At 67.2% G+C, this 20,071-nt stretch carries 19 protein-coding genes; 10 read left to right on the top strand and 9 right to left on the bottom strand.

The genetic code is table 11. The features are described from left to right. Positions 1-63 precede the first annotated feature (63 nt). Positions 64-507, top strand: coding sequence for an RrF2 family transcriptional regulator (locus tag E3U26_RS01330; protein WP_114536208.1), 444 nt, complete (start codon positions 64-66; stop codon positions 505-507). A 6-nt stretch (positions 508-513) separates the two neighbouring features. Here the strand turns inward: E3U26_RS01330 and E3U26_RS01325 are convergent, their stop codons facing one another. Then, positions 514-1,419 (bottom strand): LysR family transcriptional regulator, encoded by a 906-nt coding sequence (locus E3U26_RS01325; RefSeq protein WP_499105204.1) that lies wholly within the window; start codon positions 1,417-1,419, stop codon positions 514-516. 124 nt (positions 1,420-1,543) lie between these two features. Here E3U26_RS01325 and E3U26_RS01320 point away from each other — a divergent pair, with 124 nt between their 5' ends. Together E3U26_RS01320 and E3U26_RS01315 are read left to right on the top strand one after the other, a co-directional pair. Next, a complete protein-coding gene (locus E3U26_RS01320) occupies positions 1,544-2,770 on the top strand; it encodes an aminopeptidase P family protein (protein ID WP_499105202.1) in 1,227 nt (408 codons plus the stop codon). Positions 2,771-2,916: 146 nt separating this feature from the next. Beyond that, complete coding sequence (locus tag E3U26_RS01315) at positions 2,917-4,251, top strand: MFS transporter (protein WP_499105201.1); 1,335 nt, start codon at positions 2,917-2,919, stop codon at positions 4,249-4,251. Between the two features lie 64 nt (positions 4,252-4,315). Here the strand turns inward: E3U26_RS01315 and cbbR are convergent, their stop codons facing one another. Further along, the gene (gene cbbR / locus E3U26_RS01310) at positions 4,316-5,245 is read right to left on the bottom strand and encodes a LysR family transcriptional regulator (RefSeq protein WP_499105200.1); all 930 of its coding nucleotides are present in this window, start codon (positions 5,243-5,245) and stop codon (positions 4,316-4,318) included. Positions 5,246-5,338: 93 nt separating this feature from the next. Between cbbR and E3U26_RS01305 the strand changes: the two genes are divergently transcribed. The 7 genes from E3U26_RS01305 (at position 5,339) to cbbX (ending at position 13,202) form a co-directional block, all read left to right on the top strand. Continuing rightward, positions 5,339-6,331 carry a class 1 fructose-bisphosphatase gene (locus tag E3U26_RS01305; protein ID WP_036757647.1) on the top strand — a complete coding sequence of 331 codons (993 nt, stop codon included), beginning with the start codon at positions 5,339-5,341 and terminating at the stop codon, positions 6,329-6,331. A gap of 21 nt (positions 6,332-6,352) precedes the next feature. After that, entirely contained in the window at positions 6,353-7,225 is an 873-nt protein-coding gene (locus E3U26_RS01300; protein WP_114536205.1) for a phosphoribulokinase, read from the top strand. A 14-nt stretch (positions 7,226-7,239) separates the two neighbouring features. Next, entirely contained in the window at positions 7,240-9,243 is a 2,004-nt protein-coding gene (gene tkt, locus E3U26_RS01295; protein WP_175562387.1) for a transketolase, read from the top strand. Next, complete coding sequence (gene fba / locus E3U26_RS01290) at positions 9,243-10,322, top strand: class II fructose-bisphosphate aldolase (protein ID WP_036757649.1); 1,080 nt, start codon at positions 9,243-9,245, stop codon at positions 10,320-10,322. The genes tkt and fba overlap by 1 nt, the downstream gene beginning before the upstream one ends. Before the next feature lie 15 nt (positions 10,323-10,337). Beyond that, positions 10,338-11,801 (top strand): form I ribulose bisphosphate carboxylase large subunit, encoded by a 1,464-nt coding sequence (locus tag E3U26_RS01285; RefSeq protein ID WP_036757650.1) that lies wholly within the window; start codon positions 10,338-10,340, stop codon positions 11,799-11,801. A 12-nt stretch (positions 11,802-11,813) separates the two neighbouring features. Further along, complete coding sequence (locus E3U26_RS01280; protein ID WP_072463156.1) at positions 11,814-12,203, top strand: ribulose bisphosphate carboxylase small subunit; 390 nt, start codon at positions 11,814-11,816, stop codon at positions 12,201-12,203. A 72-nt stretch (positions 12,204-12,275) separates the two neighbouring features. Next, positions 12,276-13,202, top strand: coding sequence for a CbbX protein (gene cbbX / locus E3U26_RS01275; RefSeq protein ID WP_036757652.1), 927 nt, complete (start codon positions 12,276-12,278; stop codon positions 13,200-13,202). Positions 13,203-13,237: 35 nt separating this feature from the next. Here the strand turns inward: cbbX and E3U26_RS01270 are convergent, their stop codons facing one another. The 7 genes from E3U26_RS01270 to E3U26_RS01240 form a co-directional block, all read right to left on the bottom strand. Next, positions 13,238-13,768, bottom strand: a complete 531-nt coding sequence (locus E3U26_RS01270; protein WP_499105199.1) for a DUF3016 domain-containing protein — start codon at positions 13,766-13,768, stop codon at positions 13,238-13,240. Between the two features lie 68 nt (positions 13,769-13,836). Beyond that, positions 13,837-15,435 (bottom strand): GMC family oxidoreductase, encoded by a 1,599-nt coding sequence (locus tag E3U26_RS01265; protein ID WP_499105198.1) that lies wholly within the window; start codon positions 15,433-15,435, stop codon positions 13,837-13,839. 43 nt (positions 15,436-15,478) lie between these two features. Next, on the bottom strand, positions 15,479-16,477 hold the full coding sequence (locus E3U26_RS01260) for a branched-chain amino acid ABC transporter permease (RefSeq protein ID WP_243785165.1): 999 nt from the start codon (positions 16,475-16,477) through the stop codon (positions 15,479-15,481). Position 16,478: 1 nt separating this feature from the next. Then, a complete protein-coding gene (locus E3U26_RS01255) occupies positions 16,479-17,366 on the bottom strand; it encodes a branched-chain amino acid ABC transporter permease (RefSeq protein ID WP_036757656.1) in 888 nt (295 codons plus the stop codon). Between the two features lies 1 nt (position 17,367). Then, positions 17,368-18,072: an ABC transporter ATP-binding protein gene (locus tag E3U26_RS01250; protein WP_036757657.1), complete on the bottom strand. Its 705-nt coding sequence runs from the start codon at positions 18,070-18,072 to the stop codon at positions 17,368-17,370. Next, a complete protein-coding gene (locus E3U26_RS01245; protein ID WP_243785164.1) occupies positions 18,069-18,845 on the bottom strand; it encodes an ABC transporter ATP-binding protein in 777 nt (258 codons plus the stop codon). The genes E3U26_RS01250 and E3U26_RS01245 overlap by 4 nt, the downstream gene beginning before the upstream one ends. Beyond that, positions 18,845-20,044, bottom strand: coding sequence for an ABC transporter substrate-binding protein (locus E3U26_RS01240; RefSeq protein ID WP_072463152.1), 1,200 nt, complete (start codon positions 20,042-20,044; stop codon positions 18,845-18,847). The genes E3U26_RS01245 and E3U26_RS01240 overlap by 1 nt, the downstream gene beginning before the upstream one ends. Between the last annotated feature and the right edge of the window lie 27 nt (positions 20,045-20,071).

Genomic DNA, 20,071 nt, shown 5'->3' with positions numbered 1-20,071 from the left:
TGGATACATGTATCTTGCCGCCAGAAACATGCAATCAGGATACATGTTTTATCGGAGCCTGCGATGCGCCTGACGCGCTATACCGATTATGCCATGCGCGTGCTGCTGTATCTGGGCCGCGAGCCCGAGCGGCTCTGCTCGATCGGCGAGATCGCGCAGGCCTATGGCATTTCGCAAAACCACCTGATGAAGGTCATCAACGACCTGGTGCATGCCGGCTTCCTGGCCAGCCTGCGCGGGCGCAACGGCGGCATCCGCCTGGCCCGTCCGCCGGCCGAGATCAATGTCGGCGCGCTGGTCCGCCATACCGAGGACGATTTCGACCTGGTCGGCTGCGGCACCTGCATCATCGCGCCGGCCTGCGGGCTGACCTCGGTGCTGGACGAGGCGATGGCGGGGTTCATGGCGGTGCTGGACGGCTACAGCCTGGCCGACGTGCTGGCGCGGCGGCCGGATTTCTCGCATCTGCTGCACCCGGTCGCGGCGCGCGAACCGGCACGGTCCTGACCCGGATCAGCCGTCCGGCCCGGCATCCCTTTCGCGGAATGCCCAGTCCTGGAACGCCTGGGCGTTCTCGGCCAGGTCGGCGGGCTGCGGATCGTTGGCCAGCAGGTAGTAGCCATAGTTTTCCAGCACCGTGACCGGGGACAGCTGCACCAGCCGGCCGCTGTCCAGGTCGTCGCGGATCATCGCCAGCGGGCATAGCGCCACCCCCTGCCCGGCCAGGGCGGCGGCGCGAAGCAGATTGAAATCCTCGAAGACCGGCCCGGCCTCGTCCGGGCCGATGCCCTCGCCCATCCGCGCCAGCCAGGCGCGCCAGGCGGATGTGTCGGTGTCGTGCAGCAGCCCCGCGGCCCTGATCCCGGCGGCCGAGGGCGGCGCCTCGCCCAGGCCGGACAGCAGCGAGGGGTTGCAGACCGGCGCGCTTTCGCCGGGCAGGAAGGCCAGCACCCGCACCCCCGGCAGGACCGGCAGGCCATCCGAGAAGACGAAGGCGAAATGCGTGCTGCGAAAGTCGATCTCTTGCCCGTGCATGGCATAGACCACGCGCAGCGCCAGGTCGGGATGCGCCTGCCGAAAGCGCGAAAGCCGCGGGATCAGCCAGCAGATCGCGACCGAGGGGATGGCGGCGATCACCAGCGGCTGCGCGCCGCCGGCCATGCGCACCCGCTTGCAGGCCGCCTCGATCTCGGCCAGCGACAGGCTCAGCGTGCGCGCCAGCTCCTGCCCCCGCGGCAGGAGGCGCGGCCGCGGCCCCGAGCGGTCGAACAGCGCAACCCCCAGGAATTCCTCGAGATGGCGGACCTGGTGGCTGATCGCCGACTGGGTGACGAACAGCGCCTTCGCTGCCTCCTTGAAGCTTTTCAGCCGGGCGACGGCCTCGAAGGCACGCAGGGCATTGAGCGGCAGAAGCGACATGGGAAGCGACCCGCAACGGTTGAGATTTTCTCAAGCGAAGCATGAGAAACGGTCTTTTGACAAGACCCCTTGCACGCCCGATCCTGACGCCATCCGAACCCCCAAAGAACAAAGAGGACATCCCATGCAACGCGACAGGCTTCAAAGTTTCGTCGGCAATGGCGAGAAGGCGGCCCCGACCTTCTCGGCCACGGAAATGCAGCGCCGCCAGGACGCGATCCGCGCGCATATGGCGCAGGCGGGCGTCGATGCGGCGCTGTTCACCTCGTATCACAACATCAACTATTACGCGGATTTCCTCTATTGCCAGTTCGGCCGCCGCTATGGGCTGGTGATCGACCATGACAAGGCGACGACGATCAGCGCCGGCATCGACGGCGGCCAGCCCTGGCGGCGCAGCTTTGGCGGCAACGTCACCTATACCGACTGGCAGAAGGACAATTATTTTCATGCCCTGCGCCAGCTTGCCGGCAGCGCCAAGCGCATCGGCATCGAATTCGACCATGTGAGCATCGACCTGCTCGACCTGCTGAAGGCGGAATTTCCCGGCGTCGCGTTCGTCGACATCGCCGCCCCCGCCATGCGGCTGCGCATGATCAAGTCGGCCGAGGAGATCGCCCATATCACCGAGATGGCCCGCATCGCCGATGTCGGCGGCGCGGCCTGCGTCGAAGCGACCGCCGTCGGCGTGCCCGAGCACGAGGTGGCGCTGCATTCCACCGCCGCCATGGTGCGCGAGATCGCCAAGACCTGGCCGCATGCCGAGCTGCTGGACACCTGGACCTGGTTCCAGTCCGGCGTGAACACCGACGGCGCCCACAACCCGGTGACGAGCCGCAAGATCCAGCGCGGCGACATCCTGTCGCTGAACTGCTTCCCCATGGTCGCGGGCTATTACGTCGCGCTGGAGCGCACGCTCTTCGCCGAGGAGGCCAGCGACGAACATATCCGCCTGTGGGAGTTCAACTGCAAGGTCCACGACCGCGGCAAGGAACTGCTGGTGCCGGGCAAGAAATGCTCGGAGATCGCGGCCGAGCTGAACGAGATGTATGCGGCCGAGAACCTGCTGCAATACCGCAGCTTCGGCTATGGCCACAGCTTCGGGGTGCTCTGCCACTATTACGGCCGCGAGGCGGGGCTGGAACTGCGCGAGGATTGCGAGACGGTGCTGGAGCCCGGCATGGTCGTCTCGATGGAGCCGATGATCACCATCCCCGAGAACATGCCCGGCGCCGGCGGCTATCGCGAGCATGACATCCTGGTGATCGAGGAAGGTGGGAACCGCAACATCACCGGCTTCCCCTATGGACCCGAGCATCTGATCGTCAAGGGCAAGGCCAAGGCCGCCTGACCCCCGCCGCCCGCCGGACCACCCGGCGGGCGGATCGCGTAACGGCGGTTCCGACCGCCGCCACCGGCCCGCATCCCCCGCGGGCCGGGCCGAAAGGCCATTGCCGGCAGAGGAGGCCGGCAGGAACACCCAAGGGAGGGTAATCAATGTCCAATCCAACGCTCGCCGCGGCGGCCGGCATGCCGCAGGATGCGGCGCCGGACGCCGAGGTCTCGCGCGATGTCGTCAGGAAGGTGCTGGGCGCCAGCTTCGTCGGCAATTTCGTCGAATGGTTCGACTATGCCTCATACGGCTATTTCGCCACCGTCATCGCCCATGCCTTCTTCCCCGAGATCGCGCCGACCAGCGCGCTGCTGGCGACCTTCGCGGTCTTCGCCATCTCGTTCATCATCCGCCCGGTCGGCGGCATCATCTGGGGCGCGATCGGCGACCGGGTCGGGCGGCGCACGGCGCTGTCCTGGTCGATCCTGATCATGTCGGGCGCCACCACCGTCATTGCGCTGCTGCCATCCTATCACCAGATCGGCCTGCTGGCGCCGGTGCTTCTGCTGCTGGTGCGCATGGTGCAGGGCTTTTCCGCCGCGGGCGAATATGCCGGCGCCACCTCGTTCATCGCCGAATATTCGCCGACCCACCGCCGCGGCCTTTACACCAGCATCGTGCCGGCCTCGACCGCCGCGGGGCTGCTGGCCGGCTCGCTGATGTCGGCGGGGCTCTTCGCCTTCCTGGACGAGGCGCAGATGCAAAGCTTCGGCTGGCGCATCCCCTTCCTGCTGGCGCTGCCGCTGGGCTTCATCGGCCTTTATATCCGGCTGCGGCTGGAGGATACGCCGAAATTCCGCGAGCTGGAAAAGACCCATCACGTCGAGGCCACCCCGGTGCGCGAGCTGTTTCGCAACCATCGCCGGCAGATCGCCATCGCCTTCGGCGTCACCTGCCTCAACGCCGTGGGCTTCTACCTGATCCTCAGCTACATGCCCACCTATCTCTCGACCGAGATGGGCATGGGCAAGGCGCAGGCCTTCCTGGCCACCAGCATCTCGCTGGCCAGCTACATCTTCCTGATCTTCCTGATGGGCATGCTGTCGGACCGGCTGGGGCGCAAGACGGCGCTGATCACCGCCTCGGTGCTGTTCATGGCGATGACCGTGCCGCTGTTCAGCATGCTCGACGGCGCGAGCTTTCTCACCATCGTGCTGATCCAGATCGCCTTCGGCGCGCTGCTGACCATCAACGACGGCACCCTGCCCTGCTTCCTGTCCGAGATCTTTCCGACCCGCGTGCGCTATTCCGGCTTCGCCTTCAGCTTCAACGCGGCGAATGCGCTGTTCGGCGGCACCGCGCCCTTCGTCGCGACCTGGCTGATCAGCGTGACCGGCAGCAAGCTGGCGCCGGCCTGGTACCTGGTCGGCGCCGCCGCGCTGGCGCTGGTCGCCATGCTGATGGCGCGCGAGACCGCCGGCAAGCCGCTGGAGGACTGATCGCGCAAGGCCCAGGCTCCGAGGCCCAGGGGGCCGGCTGCCGGCGATCCGCCGCGGCCGGCCCCTAGGATTCGACCGCGGGCAGGAAGGTGCCCTTCAGCCCCAGGATATGGTCATGCACCCGCCGCCCCGCCGGCGACAGCGCCATGTCCTCGCGTCGGATCAGGAACCAGTTGCGCTGGATCGGCAGCCCCTCGGCCTTCAGCGCCACCAGCCGGCCGGCGCGCAATTCCTCGGTCACGGTATGCTGCGAGATCAGCGCGATCCCCAGCCCGGCGATCACCGCCTGCTTGATGGTCTCGTTCGTGCCCATCTCGACCATGCGCCAGGGCGTGCCGTCGCCGATCCGGTCCAGGAAGCGCGTCATCAGGATGCGCGTGCCCGAGCCCGGCTCGCGCGCCAGATAGGTTTCGGCCAGCAGATCCCGCGGCGTCGCCGGATCGGCCGCGGCCAGCCGGTGATCGGGGGGCGCGACGATGATATGGGGATGCGGGCCGATGGGCTCGGCCACCACCGCCGGGTTGCGCGGCGGCCGGCCCATGATCGCCAGGTCCAGCGCACGCGAGGTCAGCCACTGGATCACCGTGTCGCGGTTGCCGATGCGCAGCGTCACCTCGACCTCGGGCAGCGCGCGGCGCAGGTCGGCGACAAGGCGCGGCGCGAAATACTTGCCGGTCGAGACCACCCCCAGCGAGACGTTGCCGGTATGGCCGCTTTGCAGCGCCGCCACCCGCCGCGCACAGGTTTCCAGGGCGATGGCGATCTGCGCCTCGGCCTCCAGCACCGTCCGCCCCTCCTCGGTGGCAAGGAAGGCGCCATGCTCGCCCCGGATCACCATGGGCGCGCCCATCAGGTCTTCCAGCGCGCGCAGCTGGCTGTGGATCGCGGGCGGGCTGAGGCTAAGCTGCCCCGCGGCGCCCGTCAGAGAACCGCTGTCGATCACCGCGCGCAGCACGCGCAGCTGGCGCAGGGTAATGGCACTGATCCGCTTCATTCAGAATTTCCGAAATACTTTTTTGCATTATTAAATGTTCCTTAAAATCTGGACATGTCAACAAGAAGACGGGACGCGCCAGAGGAGGGGCAGATGACCGCCGAGACAATCCAGACCGACCGCATTCCCGAGGAGCTTCGGCCCGTGATGCAGGCGATGGCCGAGGCCGGCGCCCGGCTTGCCGCGATCATCCGCCGGGGCGGCGACCTTGCCTCGCCGGTCGGGACCAATGCGGATGGCGACGGGCAGAAGGCGCTGGACGTGATGGCGGACGACCTGTTCCGCCAGGCGCTGGCCGGCGCGGGGGTGCGCTGGCTCGCCTCCGAGGAACAGGACGAGGCCGTGGCGCTGGACCCCGCGGGGCGCCTGGCCGTCGCCATCGACCCGCTGGACGGTTCCTCGAACATCGACACCAATGTCTCGATCGGCACGATCTTTTCGATCTACCCCGCCGAGGCGACGGCCGAGGCCAGCTTCCTGCGCCCGGCGCGCCAGCAGATCGCCGGCGGCTATATCATCTACGGCCCGCGCTGCGCCATGATGGTGACGTTCGGCGACGGCGTGCAGCATTACGCGCTGGACCCCGACAGCGACGGCTTCCGGCTGGTCACGGCCCGGCAGGAGATGCCCGAAAGCGCCTTGGAATTCGCCATCAACGCCTCGAACTACCGGCACTGGCCGCAGCCGATCCGGGCCTATATCGACGATTGCCTGGCCGGCAGCGACGGCCCGCGGGAGCAGAACTTCAACATGCGCTGGATCGCCTCGCTGGTGGCGGAAACCCATCGCATCCTGATCCGGGGCGGCGTGTTCCTGTATCCGGGCGACGCGCGCAAGGGCTACGGCTCGGGCCGGCTGCGCATGCTCTACGAATGCGCGCCCATCGCCTTTCTGGTCGAACAGGCCGGCGGTCGCGCCACCAACGGGCTGGTCCCGATCCTCGACCAGGGCGCGGCGAGCCTGCACCAGCGCACGCCCTTCGTCTTCGGCTCGGCCGAGAAGGTCGCCCGCATCGCCGCCTATCACGAACTGCCCGAGACCGAGGTTTCGGCGCTGTTCGGCCATCGCGGCCTGTTCCGGGCCTGATCTGGAAAAAGAAGGGACACCATGAGCAAGAAACACCCGATCATCTCTGTCACCGGCTCGTCGGGCGCAGGCACCACCACGATCAAGAACACCTTCGACCAGATCTTCCGCCGCGAAAGCATCACCGCCGTCAGCATCGAGGGCGACGCCTTCCACCGCTTCGACCGCGCGGCGATGAAGGCGGAACTGACGCGCCGGACCGAGGCGGGCGACCACACCTTCAGCCATTTCAGCATCGAGGCCAACGAGCTGGAGCGCCTTGAGCAGGTGTTCCGCCACTACGGCGAGACCGGCACCGGCCAGACCCGGCATTACGTCCACGACGACCGCGAGGCCGAGAAATACGGCACGCCCCCCGGCCAGTTCACCGCATGGGAGGATTTCGCCCCCGACTCGGACCTGCTGTTCTACGAGGGGCTGCATGGCGCGGTCAGGTCGGACGGCATCGACATCGCCGGCCAGGCCGACCTGAAGATCGGCGTGGTGCCGGTCATCAACCTGGAGTGGATCCAGAAGATCCACCGCGACAAGGCCAGCCGCGGCTATTCGACCGAGGCCGTGACCGACGTGATCCTGCGCCGGATGCATGCCTATGTGCATGTGATCTGCCCGCAGTTCACCGAAACCGACATCAACTTCCAGCGCGTGCCGGTGGTGGACACCTCGGACCCGTTCATCGCGCGCTGGATCCCCACCGCGGACGAAAGCCTGGTGGTGATCCGCTTCAAGAACCCGCGCGGCATCGATTTTCCCTATCTGACCTCGATGATCCAGGGCTCGTGGATGAGCCGCGCCAATTCCATCGTCATTCCGGGGCCGAAGCTGGACCTCGCCATGCAGCTGATCCTGACGCCGATGATCCTGCGTCTGGTCAACGAATCGAAGCGCGCCTGAAGGGAGGGAAGAACATGAACCAGATGGCAAGGATCGACACCGGCATGGAGGCGCAGATGGCCAATGCCATCCGTGCGCTGGCGATGGATGCGGTCGAGGCGGCGAAATCCGGCCACCCCGGCGCGCCCATGGGCATGGCCGACGTGGCCGCGGTGCTGTTCAACCGCTTCATGAAGATCGACCCGGCGGATGCCGCATGGCCCGACCGCGACCGTTTCGTGATGTCGGCCGGCCATGGCTCGATGCTGGTCTATGCGATCAACCACATGCTGGGCTATGACGACATGGACATGGACCAGCTGCGGAATTTCCGCCAGCTGGGCGCACGCACCGCCGGCCATCCCGAATACGGCCATGCCAAGGGGATCGAGACCACCACCGGCCCGCTGGGCCAGGGCATCGCCACCGCCGTCGGCATGGCGCTGGCCGAGCGGATGATGAACGCCCGCTTCGGCGACGGGCTGGTCGATCACTGGACCTATGTCATCTCGGGCGACGGCTGCCTGATGGAGGGCATCAGCCACGAGGCCATCGACTTTGCCGGCCACCAGCGGCTGGGCCGGCTGATCCTGCTGTGGGACGACAACGGCATCACCATCGACGGCCATACCGACCTGTCCACCTCGACCGACCAGCTGGCGCGCTTTGCCGCCGCGGGCTGGCATGTGCAGGCGGTGGACGGCCATGACCGCGAGGCGGTGGCCGCCGCCATCGAGGCCGCGCGCGCGGACGAGCGCCCCTCGCTCATCGCCTGCAAGACGGTGATCGGCTATGGCGCGCCGAACAAGCAGGGCAGCCACGACGTGCATGGCGCGCCGCTGGGCGCCGACGAGATCGCCGCGGCGCGCGCGCATCTGGGCTGGAGCCATCCGCCCTTCGAAATTCCCCAAGACATCCTGGACTCCTGGCGCAATGTCTCCGCGCGAGGGGCCGAGGCGCGGTCAGCATGGCAGAAGCGGCTGGAAACGTCCCCAGATCAGGGCCGTTTCAACGCCATGCTGGCCGCGCCCGATGCGGCGGCGCTGCGCAGCGCCATCCGCGACTATACCGCCAGACTGGCCGCCGACCGGCCCAAGGTGGCGACCCGCAAGGCGTCCGAGATGGCGCTGGAGGTGGTGAACGCCACGCTGCCGAACACGGTGGGCGGCTCGGCCGACCTGACCGGCTCGAACAACACCCGCAGCAAGGGCATGGTCTCGGTGACGCCGGCCGAGCGCCTGGGCCGCTATGTCCATTACGGTATCCGCGAACACGGCATGGCCGCGATCATGAACGGCATCGCGCTGCATGGCGGGCTGATCCCCTATGGCGGCACCTTCCTGGCCTTCAGTGACTATTCCCGCCCCGCGATCAGGCTGGGCGCGCTGATGGGGGTGCCGGTGGTCCATGTCATGACCCATGACAGCATCGGCCTGGGCGAGGACGGCCCGACCCACCAGCCGGTCGAGCATGTCGCGGCGTTGCGGGCGATCCCGAACCTGATGGTCTTTCGCCCCGCCGATGCGGTCGAGACCGCCGAGGCCTGGGAGATCGCGCTGACCGCGCCCGCCACGCCCTCGGTCCTGTGCCTGTCGCGCCAGAACCTGCCCGCCGTGCGGCTGGAGGCCGATGACGAGAATCTGAGCCGCCAGGGCGCCTATGTCCTGCGCGAAACCGAGGGCGCGCGCGACGTGACCCTGATCGCCACCGGCTCCGAGATCGAGATCGCGCTGGAGGCCGCCGACCTGCTGGCGGCGCAGGGCGTGCGCGCCGCCGTCGTCTCGGCCCCCTGCTTCGAGCTGTTCGCCCGGCGTCCCGAGGCCGAGCGTGAGGCGGTGCTGGGCCGCGCCCCGCGCATCGCCATCGAGGCGCTGATCCGCCAGGGCTGGGACGGGCTGTTCCTGCGCCCCGGCGACGGCTTCATCGGCATGGCGGGCTTTGGCGCCTCGGCCCCTGCCCCCGCGCTTTACCGGCATTTCGGCATCACCGCCGAACGTGCCGCCGACCTTGCCAACCAGCTTATCCAGGGAGGAAAGTGATGGCCCTCATCACGCTGCGACAGCTTCTGGACCACGCCGCCGAACATGGCTACGGCGTGCCCGCCTTCAACATCAACAACATGGAACAGGGCCTGGCCATCGTGAAGGCCGCGGCCGAGGTCGATGCCCCGGTGATCCTGCAAGCCAGCCGCGGCGCCCGCTCCTATGCCGGCGACATCATGCTGCGCCGCATGGTCGAGGCCCTGGCCGAGATGAACCCGACCATCCCGATCTGCCTGCACCAGGACCACGGCAACAACCTGGCCACCTGCATGTCGGCGATCCGCCACGGATTCACCAGCGTGATGATGGACGGCTCGCTGCACGAGGACATGAAGACGCCCGCGGATTACGACTATAACGTCGCGGTGACGGCCAAGGTCGCCGAGGCCGCCCATGCCGTCGGCGCCTCGGTCGAGGGCGAACTGGGTGTGCTGGGCAGCCTGGAGACCGGCGAGGCCGCGGCCGAGGACGGCTCGGGCGCCGAGGGCAAGCTCGATCACAGCCAGCTGCTGACCGACCCCGACCAGGCGGTGGATTTCGTCTCGCGCACCCGCTGCGACGCGCTGGCCATCGCCTGCGGCACCAGCCATGGCGCCTACAAGTTCAGCCGCAAGCCCGATGGCGACATCCTGGCCATGCATGTGATCGAGGCGATCCACGAGCGCCTGCCCGGCACGCATCTGGTCATGCACGGCTCCAGCTCGGTGCCGCAATACCTGCAGGATCTGATCAACGATGCCGGAGGCGCGATGCCGCAGACCTATGGCGTCCCGGTCGAGGAGATCGAGCGCGGCATCCGCCACGGCGTGCGCAAGGTGAACATCGACACCGATTGCCGCATGGCGATGACCGGGCAGTTCCGCAAGATCGCCCGCGACAAGCCCGAAGAGTTCGATCCGCGCAAGTTCATGATCCCGGCCATGAAGGAGCTGACGGCGCTGTGCCGCGACCGCTTCGAGCGTTTCGGCACCGCGGGCCATGCCAGCAAGATCAGGGTCATCCCGATGGACGAGATGGCCAAACGCTATGCGTCGGGGGCGCTGGACCCGGCAATCACTGGCGCGAAAGCCGCCTGAGGAGGAGGAAGCCCGATGAACGAGATGAGCAAGTCCGAAATCACGGACAAGAAAAAGCGCTACGCCGCCGGCGTGCTGAAATACGCCCAGATGGGCTATTGGGACGGCGACTACCAGCCCAAGGACACCGATGTGCTGGCGCTGTTCCGCATCACCCCGCAAGAAGGCGTGGACCCGATCGAGGCGGCGGCGGCCGTGGCCGGCGAAAGCTCGACCGCGACCTGGACCGTGGTCTGGACCGACCGGCTGACCGCCTGCGACCAGTATCGCGCGAAAGCCTATAAGGTCGAGCCGGTGCCGGGCACGCCGGGGCAGTATTTCTGCTATGTCGCCTATGACCTGATCCTGTTCGAGGAAGGCTCGATCGCCAACGTCACCGCCTCGATCATCGGCAACGTCTTCAGCTTCAAGCCGCTGAAGGCCGCGCGGCTCGAGGACATGCGCTTTCCGGTCGCCTACATGAAGACCTTCGCCGGCCCGCCCACCGGCATCGTGGTCGAGCGCGAGCGCCTGGACAAGTTCGGCCGCCCGCTCCTGGGCGCCACCACCAAGCCCAAGCTGGGCCTGTCGGGCAAGAACTACGGCCGCGTGGTCTACGAGGGGCTCAAGGGCGGGCTCGACTTCATGAAGGACGACGAGAACATCAACTCGCAGCCCTTCATGCATTGGCGCGACCGCTTCCTCTACTGCATGGAGGCGGTGAACAAGGCCACCGCCGCCACCGGCGAGACCAAGGGCCATTACCTCAACATCACCGCCGGCACGATGGAAGAGATGTATCGCCGCGCGGAACTGGCCAAGGAGCTGGGCTCGGTCATCGTCATGGTGGACCTGATCGTCGGCTGGACCGCGATCCAGTCGATCAGCAACTGGTGCCGGCAGAACGACATGATCCTGCACATGCACCGCGCCGGCCACGGCACCTATACCCGGCAGAAGAACCACGGCATCAGCTTCCGCGTCATCGCCAAGTGGCTGCGCATGGCCGGGGTCGATCACCTGCATACCGGCACCGCCGTCGGCAAGCTGGAAGGCGACCCGATGACCGTGCAGGGCTATTACAACGTCTGCCGCGAGACGGTGAACGCGGTGGACCTGCCGCGCGGCATCTTCTTCGAGCAGGACTGGGCCAACCTGAAAAAGGTGATGCCGGTCGCCTCGGGCGGCATCCATGCCGGGCAGATGCACCAGCTGCTGGACCTGTTCGGCGACGACGTGGTGCTGCAATTCGGCGGCGGCACCATCGGCCACCCGATGGGCATCCAGGCCGGCGCGACCGCGAACCGCGTGGCGCTGGAGGCCATGGTTCTGGCGCGCAACGAGGGCGTCGATATCGCCAATGAGGGTCCCGAGGTGCTGCGCAAGGCCGCCAAGTGGTGCAAGCCGCTGGAAGCGGCGCTGGATACCTGGGGCAACATCACCTTCAACTATACCTCGACCGACACCTCGGACTTCGTTCCGACCGCGTCCGTCAGCTAAGGGAGAGATCAGATGCGTATCACTCAGGGCTGCTTTTCCTTCCTGCCCGACCTGACCGACGAGCAGATCCGCGACCAGGTGGAATACATCCTGTCGCGCGACTGGGCGGTCGGGATCGAATGGACCTCCGAGCCCCATCCCCGCAACACCTATTGGGAGATGTGGGGCAACCCGATGTTCGACCTCAAGGACGCCAAGGGCGTGATGATGGAGCTGGACGACTGCCGCAAGGCGCATGGCGACAAGTATATCCGCATCAACGCCTTCGACAGCACGCGCGGCTGGGAGACGGTGATGATGTCCTTCATCGTCAACCGCCCGGAAAACGAGCCGAGCTTCAAGACCTGGCGCATGGAGGCCGATGGCCGCCATATCCGCTATACCCACGAGATGGTCGGCTGACGGCACTGCCGGACCGGGGGGCTGTCTGCCCCCCGGACCCCCCGAGAGTATTTGTGAAACGGAGAAAGGCTGATGGACGGCGATATGGGCGAGACGCTGGCGACCGTGGATCTGAAGGCCGAGTATGAATCCTCGGGCGTGCGCGAGATCCTGGACGAGCTGGACCGCGAGTTGATCGGGCTGGCGCCGGTGAAGCAGAGGATCCGCGAGACGGCGGCGCTGCTGCTTGTAGACCGGGCGCGGCGCGACCTGGGGCTGGCCCATGAGGTGCCGACGCTGCACATGAGCTTTACCGGCAATCCCGGCACCGGCAAGACCACGGTGGCGCTGAAGATGGCCGGGCTGCTGCACCGGCTGGGCTATGTGCGCAAGGGCCACCTGGTCAGCGTGACCCGCGACGACCTGGTCGGGCAATATATCGGCCATACCGCGCCCAAGACCAAGGAAGTCCTGAAGAAGGCCATGGGGGGCGTCCTGTTCATCGACGAGGCCTATTACCTCTACAAGCCCGACAACGAGCGCGACTATGGCCAGGAGGCGATCGAGATCCTGCTGCAGGTGATGGAGAACAACCGCGACGACCTGGTGGTCATCATGGCCGGCTATGCCGACCGGATGGACCGCTTCTTCTCGGCCAATCCCGGCTTTCGCTCGCGCATCGCCCATCACATCGAATTTCCCGACTATACCGACGAGGAGCTGGGGCGGATCTCGGCCTCGATGCTGGAGAACCAGGGCTATGTCTTCGACGAGGCCGGGCGGGCGGCGATGGAGGAATATATCCGCCTGCGCCGCGAGCAGCCGCATTTCGCCAATGCCCGCTCGATCCGCAATGCGCTGGACCGGGCGCGGCTGCGGCAGGCGAACCGGCTGTTTTCCGGCGAGGTGCCGGTCGATGCGCGGGCGCTGTCCACCATCACCGAAAGCGATATTCGCGCGAGCCGGGTGTTTTCCGGCGGGCTGGACATCGACGGCAGCCGCCGCATGATCGAGGATTGAGGGCGGGCCGCTTGCGGCCTGCCGGGGCTTGCCGGTCAGCCAGAAAGATCGGGACGGGCGGGTTGCCGCGGCGTGGCGAAGGTCTTGCGGAACCAGTCCTGCACCATCAGCTTGTCATAGACGAAGCGCCGGCTGTCGCCATGCCCGCGCGGGTCCGAGAGATAGTTCATGTCGGTCAGCCGTTCTTCGCCCGCGCGGATGACGGTGTCGCCCTGCATCAGCCGATAGCGCAGGTGGATGCGCGGCGGCGTGGTGTCGCGCAGGAAGCGCACGTCGTTGAAGCCGCTGCGCCAGGGTTCGAACTCGCCGGCAAGGTCGATGTCCAGCACCTCGATGGCAAGGCTTTGCCCGGCGGGCAGGTAGCGCGCGCCAAGCTCGGCAAACCAGCGGTCGAACTCGGCCAGGGCCGAGGCGCGGCTGCGTTCGCGGCGGAACTCGCGGTCGCGGAAGCTCTCGGGCGCGACATAGGTGACGGTGACGTTTCCCCCCGCCGATGCGGCCGGCCCGGCCATGGCGGCAGGCGCGGCGAGCGCCAGGGAAAGGGACAGGCAGATGGTCCTGAGCATGGCTTGCCTCCGCGCTTCCAGCCCTGTGCCAAGATATGGGCATGGGACGCGAAAAGTCAAAGCCGGGTTCAGGCCCTGGCGTCCTCGAGCATCATCCGCGCGGCCTTTTCGGCGATCATCATCACCGGGGCGTTGGTATTGCCGCTGGTGATGGTCGGCATGACCGAGGCGTCGGCGATGCGCAGCCGGCCGAGCGCGCGCATCCGCAGCCTAGGGTCGACCACCGCCGCGTCGTCGGCGCCCATGCGGCAGGTGCCGACCGGGTGGAAGATCGTGGTGCCGATGGCGCCGGCGGCGCGGACCAGATCCTCGTCGCTCTGGAAGGCGATGCCGGGAATATGCTCCTCGGGGTCGAAGCGGTTGAAGGCAGGCTGCGCGGCGATCCTGCGGGTCAGGCGGATGGCGCGCGCGGCCACGTCACGGTCGGCCTGGGTCGACAGGTAATTCGGCCGGATCGCGGGATGGGCGCGGAAATCCGGCCCGGCGACATGGACCGAGCCGCGGCTTTCCGGCCGCAGGTTGCAGACCGAGGCGGTCATCGCCGGGAAGGGATGCACCGGGTCGCCGAACTTGTCGAGGCTGACCGGCTGGACGTGGAACTCCAGGTCCGGCGTCGCCTTGTCCGGCCCCGAGCGGGTGAAGATGCCAAGCTGGCTGGGCGCCATCGACATCGGGCCCGAGCGTTTCAGCAGGTATTCCAGCCCGATCGACGCCTTGCCCATCAGGCGCGAGGCCTTTTCGTTCAGTGTCGGCACGCCGCGGACCTTGTAGACCAGCCGCAATTGCAGGTGGTCCTGCAGGTTCTCGCCCAGGCTCGGCACCTCGACCTGGGGCGCGATGCCGGCCGCCTGCAGCACCTCGCCGCAGCCGACGCCGGAATGTTCGAGGATCTGCACCGAGCCGATGGCGCCCGCGGCCAGCACCGTCTCGCGCGCTGCGCGGACCTCGCGCCGCTGGCCCTGGTGGTGAAAGACCACGCCCGCGACCTCGCCCGCCTCGATCACCAGCCGCTCGACCTCGGCCCCGGTCAGGATGCGCAGGTTCGGGCGGTGGCGCACCGGGCGCAGAAAGGCCTTCGCCGCGCTCCAGCGCCAGCCGCGGCGCTGGGTCACGTCGAAATAGCCGCCGCCCTCGTTGTCGCCGCGGTTGAAGTCCTCGGTGCGCGGGATGCCGGCCTGCTCGGCCGCCTCCATGAAGGCGTCGAGCACGGCCCAGCGGACCCGCGCCGTCTCGACCCGCAATTCGCCGCCGGCGCCATGCATGTCGTCGGCGCCGCGATAATGGTCCTCTTGCGCCTTGAACAGCGGCAGCACGTCGTCCCAGCCCCAGCCGGTGCAGCCAAGCTGGCGCCAATGGTCGTAATCCGCCGCCTGCCCGCGCATGTAGATCATGCCGTTGATCGAGGAACAGCCGCCCAGCACCCGGCCGCGCGGGTAAAGCAGCGCGCGGCCGTTCAGCCCCGGCTCGGGCTGAGTGCGAAAGCCCCAGTCGGTGCGCGGGTTGCCGATGCAATAGAGATAGCCGACCGGGATATGGATCCAGTGGTAATTGTCGCGCCCCCCGGACTCGAGCAACAGCACCCGGTTGCCGGGATCGGCGCTGAGGCGGTTGGCCAGCACGCAGCCGGCGCTGCCCGCGCCGATCACGATATAGTCGTAGCTTTCCATCGGACACTCCATGATGGCCCCCGCCGGCGCGGGGGCCGCACCATCACGATTCGGAACGGAACCCCATTTTTCTGCCCAGCCTGGTCGCGAAGAACTCTCCGACGAGGCCGCGGCGGAACAGCAGCACGCAGACCATGAAGACGAGGCCGGTGATGATCGTCACCGGGAAGTCCGAGGTGGCCAGGTAGTTCTGCAACGTGACCACCAGCCCTGCGCCGACGATGGGCCCCAGGAGCGTGCCGATGCCGCCCAGCAGCGTCATCAGGATCACCTCGCCCGACATCTGCCAGGTCACGTCGGTCAGCGTCGCGAACTGGAAGATCAGCGCCTTGACGCCCCCCGCCAGCCCCGCCAGCGCCGCCGACATCACGAAGGCGCCCAGCTTGTAGCGCTGCACCGAATAACCCAGCGAGATCGCGCGTTGCTCGTTTTCCCGGATCGACTTCAGGATCATGCCGAAGGGCGAGTTCACGAAACGCCGGATGATCAGGAGCCCGATCACGAACACCGCCAACACGAAGTAATACATGTTCATCGGCCGGTTCAGGTCGATCAGCCCGAACAGGTGCCCGCGCGGCACCGACTGGATGCCGTCCTCGCCATGGGTGAAGGGCGCCTGCAGGCAGAAGAAGAAGAACATCTGCGACAGCGCCAGCGTGATCATGGCGAAATAGATGCCCTGGCGGCGGATGGCGATGGCGCCCATCACCAGCCCCAGCAGGGCCGCGCCGGCGACGCCCAGCAGGATGCCCGCCTCGGGCGACCAGCCCCAGACCTTCACCGCATGGGCGGTGAAATAGGCCGCGCCCCCGAAGAAGGTGGCATGGCCGAAGGACAGAAGCCCCGTGTAGCCCAGCAGCAGGTTGAAGGCCGAGGCAAACAACGCGAAGGCCAGAAGCTTCATCAGGAAGATCGGGTAGAGGAACATCGGCGCCACCAGCAGCCCGGCCAGGGCGATGGCGACCAGCGCCAGTTGCACCTGCCCCGCACGCGGATGGGCCGCGACATGTTCCGAGGCGACGGTTTCGGATTTTGCGGCCATGTCAGGCATCCTTTCCGAAAAGGCCCGCGGGCCGCAGGATCAAGACGATCGCCATGATGACGAAGATCACGATGTTCGAGGCCTCGGGGTAGAAGACCTTGGTCAGCCCCTCGACCACGCCCAGCATGTAGCCGGTGACGATGGCGCCCAGGATCGAGCCCATGCCGCCCACGACCACCACCGCGAAGACGATGATGATCAGGTTCGAGCCCATCAGCGGGCTGACCTGGTAGACCGGCGCCGCCAGCACGCCGGCAAAGCCCGCAAGCCCGGCGCCGAGCGCATAGGTCAGCGTCAGCAGCAAGGGCACGTTGACGCCGAAGGCCTGCACCAGCACCGGGTTTTCCGTCGCCGCGCGCAGATAGGCGCCGAGCTTGGTCTTTTCGATCAGCAGCCAGACCCCGATGCAGACCGCCAGCGAGGCGATGACCACCCAGCCGCGATAGATCGGCAGGAACATGAAGCCCAGGTTCACCGCCCCGGTCAGCTGCGGGGGCGGCGCATAGGGCTTGCCCGAGGCGCCGAAGAAATAGCGGAAGGTGCCCTCGATCGCCAGCGCCAGGCCGAAGGTGAACAGGAGCCCGTAAAGGGGATCGAGCTTGTAGAGCCGCGACAGCATGGTCCTTTCGACCAGCGCCGCGAACAGGCCCACGAACAGCGGCGCCAGGATCAGCGCCAGCCAGTAGTTGATGCCGCCCACGGTCAGGAGCAGCAGCGCCGCGAAGGCGCCCAGCATGTATTGCGCGCCATGGGCGAAGTTGATCACGCGCAACAGCCCGAAGATCACCGCCAGGCCCAGCGACAAGAGCGCATAGAAGCTGCCGTTGATCAGCCCGACCAGCAATTGCCCCATCAGGGCCTGGAGGGGCACGCCGAAAATCATCGTCATCTCACACCCCCAGTTCCCGATGCAGCATGTCCATCTGCGCCGGCAGTTCGGCGACCGGGAATTCTGCCGTCATGCGGCCGTGGTCCATCAGGTAGAAGCGGTCGGCGACCTTGGCGGCAAAGCGGAAGTTCTGCTCGACCAGCACCACGGTCATGCCGCGGCCCTTCAGCTTCTGCAGCACCTCGCCGATGGCCTGGATGATGACCGGGGCCAGCCCCTCGGTCGGCTCGTCGAGCAAGAGGCAGCGCGCGCCGGTGCGCAGGATGCGCGCCATGGCCAGCATCTGCTGCTCGCCGCCCGACAGCTTGGTGCCCTGCGAATTGCGGCGCTCCTCGAGGTTCGGGAACAGCGCGTAGATCTCCTCGACCGACATGCCGCCCTCGGCGACCTTCGGCGGCAGCATCAGGTTCTCCTCGACCGAGAGGCTGGCGAAGATGCCGCGCTCCTCGGGGACGAAGCCCAGCCCGGCGCGGGCGGTCTGGTGCAGGGGCAGCGCCATCATGTCGCGCCCGGCGAACTGGATGCGGCCGGTGCGCTTGCGCAGGATGCCCATGATGCTGCGCAGCGTCGTGGTCTTGCCCATGCCGTTGCGGCCGAGGATGCAGATGGTCTCGCCTTCGTTCACATGCAGGTTCACGCCGTGCAGGACGTGGCTTTCGCCATACCAGGCCTGCAGGTCGCGGACGTTCAGAAGCGGCGCGCTCATGCCTCGGACCCCATATAGGCGGTGCGCACGCGCGGATCGGCCGAGACGGTGGCATAGTCGCCCCGCGCGATGATCTCGCCGCGCTGCAGCACGGTGACGTGGTGGCAGATGTCGGCGACGACGCTGAGGTTGTGCTCGACCATCAGCACGGCGCGTTCGGCGGCGACGTCGCGGATGATGCCCGCGACCATGGCCACGTCCTCCTGCCCCATGCCGGCCATCGGCTCGTCCAGAAGCAGCACCTCGGGGTCGAGCGCGAGGGTGGTCGCGATCTCCAGCACGCGCTTGCGGCCATAGGACAGGTCGGCGGCGCGATGGTCGCGCCAGCGCGCCAGGCCCAGCTGCTCGATCAGCTGGTCGGCGCGCGCATTCAGCCGGTCGAGCGCGGACAGCGGCAGCCAGAACTGCGTCGAAAGCCCGTTGGGGCGTTGCAGCGCGACCTTGACGTTCTCGCGCACGGTCAGGTGCGGGAACACCGCCGAGATCTGGAAGCTGCGCACCAGCCCCATCCGCGCCACCTTGTCGGGCCGGGTGTTGGTGATGTCCTGGCCCAGGAGCGTGATCTGGCCCCGCGTCGGCTGCAGGAACTTGGTCAAGAGGTTGAACACCGTGGTCTTGCCGGCGCCGTTCGGCCCGATCAGGGCGTGGATGCGCGCATGCTCCACGTCCAGATCCACGTTGTTGACGGCGGTGAAACCCGCGAAGTCCCGGCCGAGGCCGCGGGCGGACAAGACCACCCGCGGCTCGGACTGCGTTGCAAGCGTCGCCGCCATCACTGGACCAGCGGGCAGCCGCTTTCGGCCGGGTTCAGGAAGGCCTGATCGCCCGGAATCGTGGCCAGGACGTTGTAATAATCCCAGTCCTCGGTCACGTCGCCGGGCGCCTTGACCTCCATCAGGTAGACGTCCTTGATCAGCCGGCCGTTGGGCCCGACCTTGCCGCCCTGGGCAAAGACGTCGTCCACCGGCATCTCGTGCATCTTGGCGGCGACGGCCTCGGTCTCGTCGGTCCCTGCCTCCTGGATCGCCTTGAGGTATTGGGTGACGGCGGAATAGGTGCCGGCATGGACCATGTTCGGCATGACGCCGGTGCGTTCCTTGAAGCGTTCGCCGAACTCGCGCGATTCCGGCGTGCGGTTCCAGTAGAAGCTTTCGGTCAGCGTCAGCCCCTGCGCGGCATCCAGCCCGATGCCATGCACCTCGGCCAGGGTAAAGAGCAGCGCCGCCAGGCGCTGGCCGCCGGCGGTGATGCCGAATTCGGCCGCCTGCTTGATGGCGTTCTGCGTGTCCATGCCGGCATTGGCCAGGCCGATGACCTTGGCCCCCGAAGCCTGGGCCTGCAGCAGGAACGAGGAATAATCCGTCGTCGCCAGCGGGTGGCGCACCGCCCCCGCGACCGTGCCGCCCTGCGACTTGACGAAATTGCCGGTCTGCTCTTCCAGCGAATAGCCGAAGGCATAGTCGGCGGTCAGGAAGAACCAGCTGTCGCCGCCCTCCTTCACCAGCGCACCGCCGGTGCCCACGGCCAGCGCATGGGTGTCATAGGCCCAGTGGAAGCCATAGGGGGTGCATTGCGGCCCGGTCAGCTCGGTCGTGGCCGCGCCGGTGTTGACGGTGATCTTCTTCTTTTCCTGGCTCAGCGCCTGCACCGCCAGGCCGACCGACGAGGTGGTCAGTTCCATGATCGCATCGACCTGCTCGGTGTCATACCATTGCCGTGCGATGTTCGAGGCGATGTCGGGCTTGTTCTGGTGATCGGCGGTGACGACCTCGACCGGCGCGTCCAGCACCTTGCCGCCGAAATCCTCGACCGCCATCCGCGCGGCCTCATAGGAATACTTGCCGCCGAAATCGGCGTAGACCCCGGACTGGTCGTTCAGGATGCCGATCTTGACCACCCCGTCCGAAACCTCGGCCAGGGCAGGCGTGGCAATAAGGCCGACCGCGGCGGTCGACAGCAGAATCTTTCGCATTATGTCCTCCCAAAGGCGCATCCCTTC

This window comes from Paracoccus ferrooxidans, from assembly GCF_029909815.1.
In the GTDB taxonomy this organism is placed as follows: domain Bacteria; phylum Pseudomonadota; class Alphaproteobacteria; order Rhodobacterales; family Rhodobacteraceae; genus Paracoccus; species Paracoccus versutus.
Note: the sequence above shows the minus strand (reverse complement) of the source record. Positions and strands in the feature narration are given on the sequence as shown.

Bases quoted from the DNA above. Each gene is read 5' to 3' on its own strand.
- E3U26_RS01330 (WP_114536208.1), top strand. From the start codon at position 64: ATGCGCCTGACGCGCTATACCGATTATGCCATGCGCGTGCTGCTGTAT.
- E3U26_RS01325 (WP_499105204.1), bottom strand. From the start codon at position 1,419: ATGTCGCTTCTGCCGCTCAATGCCCTGCGTGCCTTCGAGGCCGTCGCC.
- E3U26_RS01320 (WP_499105202.1), top strand. From the start codon at position 1,544: ATGCAACGCGACAGGCTTCAAAGTTTCGTCGGCAATGGCGAGAAGGCG.
- E3U26_RS01315 (WP_499105201.1), top strand. From the start codon at position 2,917: ATGTCCAATCCAACGCTCGCCGCGGCGGCCGGCATGCCGCAGGATGCG.
- cbbR (WP_499105200.1), bottom strand. From the start codon at position 5,245: ATGAAGCGGATCAGTGCCATTACCCTGCGCCAGCTGCGCGTGCTGCGC.
- E3U26_RS01305 (WP_036757647.1), top strand. From the start codon at position 5,339: ATGACCGCCGAGACAATCCAGACCGACCGCATTCCCGAGGAGCTTCGG.
- E3U26_RS01300 (WP_114536205.1), top strand. From the start codon at position 6,353: ATGAGCAAGAAACACCCGATCATCTCTGTCACCGGCTCGTCGGGCGCA.
- tkt (WP_175562387.1), top strand. From the start codon at position 7,240: ATGAACCAGATGGCAAGGATCGACACCGGCATGGAGGCGCAGATGGCC.
- fba (WP_036757649.1), top strand. From the start codon at position 9,243: ATGGCCCTCATCACGCTGCGACAGCTTCTGGACCACGCCGCCGAACAT.
- E3U26_RS01285 (WP_036757650.1), top strand. From the start codon at position 10,338: ATGAACGAGATGAGCAAGTCCGAAATCACGGACAAGAAAAAGCGCTAC.
- E3U26_RS01280 (WP_072463156.1), top strand. From the start codon at position 11,814: ATGCGTATCACTCAGGGCTGCTTTTCCTTCCTGCCCGACCTGACCGAC.
- cbbX (WP_036757652.1), top strand. From the start codon at position 12,276: ATGGACGGCGATATGGGCGAGACGCTGGCGACCGTGGATCTGAAGGCC.
- E3U26_RS01270 (WP_499105199.1), bottom strand. From the start codon at position 13,768: ATGCTCAGGACCATCTGCCTGTCCCTTTCCCTGGCGCTCGCCGCGCCT.
- E3U26_RS01265 (WP_499105198.1), bottom strand. From the start codon at position 15,435: ATGGAAAGCTACGACTATATCGTGATCGGCGCGGGCAGCGCCGGCTGC.
- E3U26_RS01260 (WP_243785165.1), bottom strand. From the start codon at position 16,477: ATGGCCGCAAAATCCGAAACCGTCGCCTCGGAACATGTCGCGGCCCAT.
- E3U26_RS01255 (WP_036757656.1), bottom strand. From the start codon at position 17,366: ATGACGATGATTTTCGGCGTGCCCCTCCAGGCCCTGATGGGGCAATTG.
- E3U26_RS01250 (WP_036757657.1), bottom strand. From the start codon at position 18,072: ATGAGCGCGCCGCTTCTGAACGTCCGCGACCTGCAGGCCTGGTATGGC.
- E3U26_RS01245 (WP_243785164.1), bottom strand. From the start codon at position 18,845: ATGGCGGCGACGCTTGCAACGCAGTCCGAGCCGCGGGTGGTCTTGTCC.
- E3U26_RS01240 (WP_072463152.1), bottom strand. From the start codon at position 20,044: ATGCGAAAGATTCTGCTGTCGACCGCCGCGGTCGGCCTTATTGCCACG.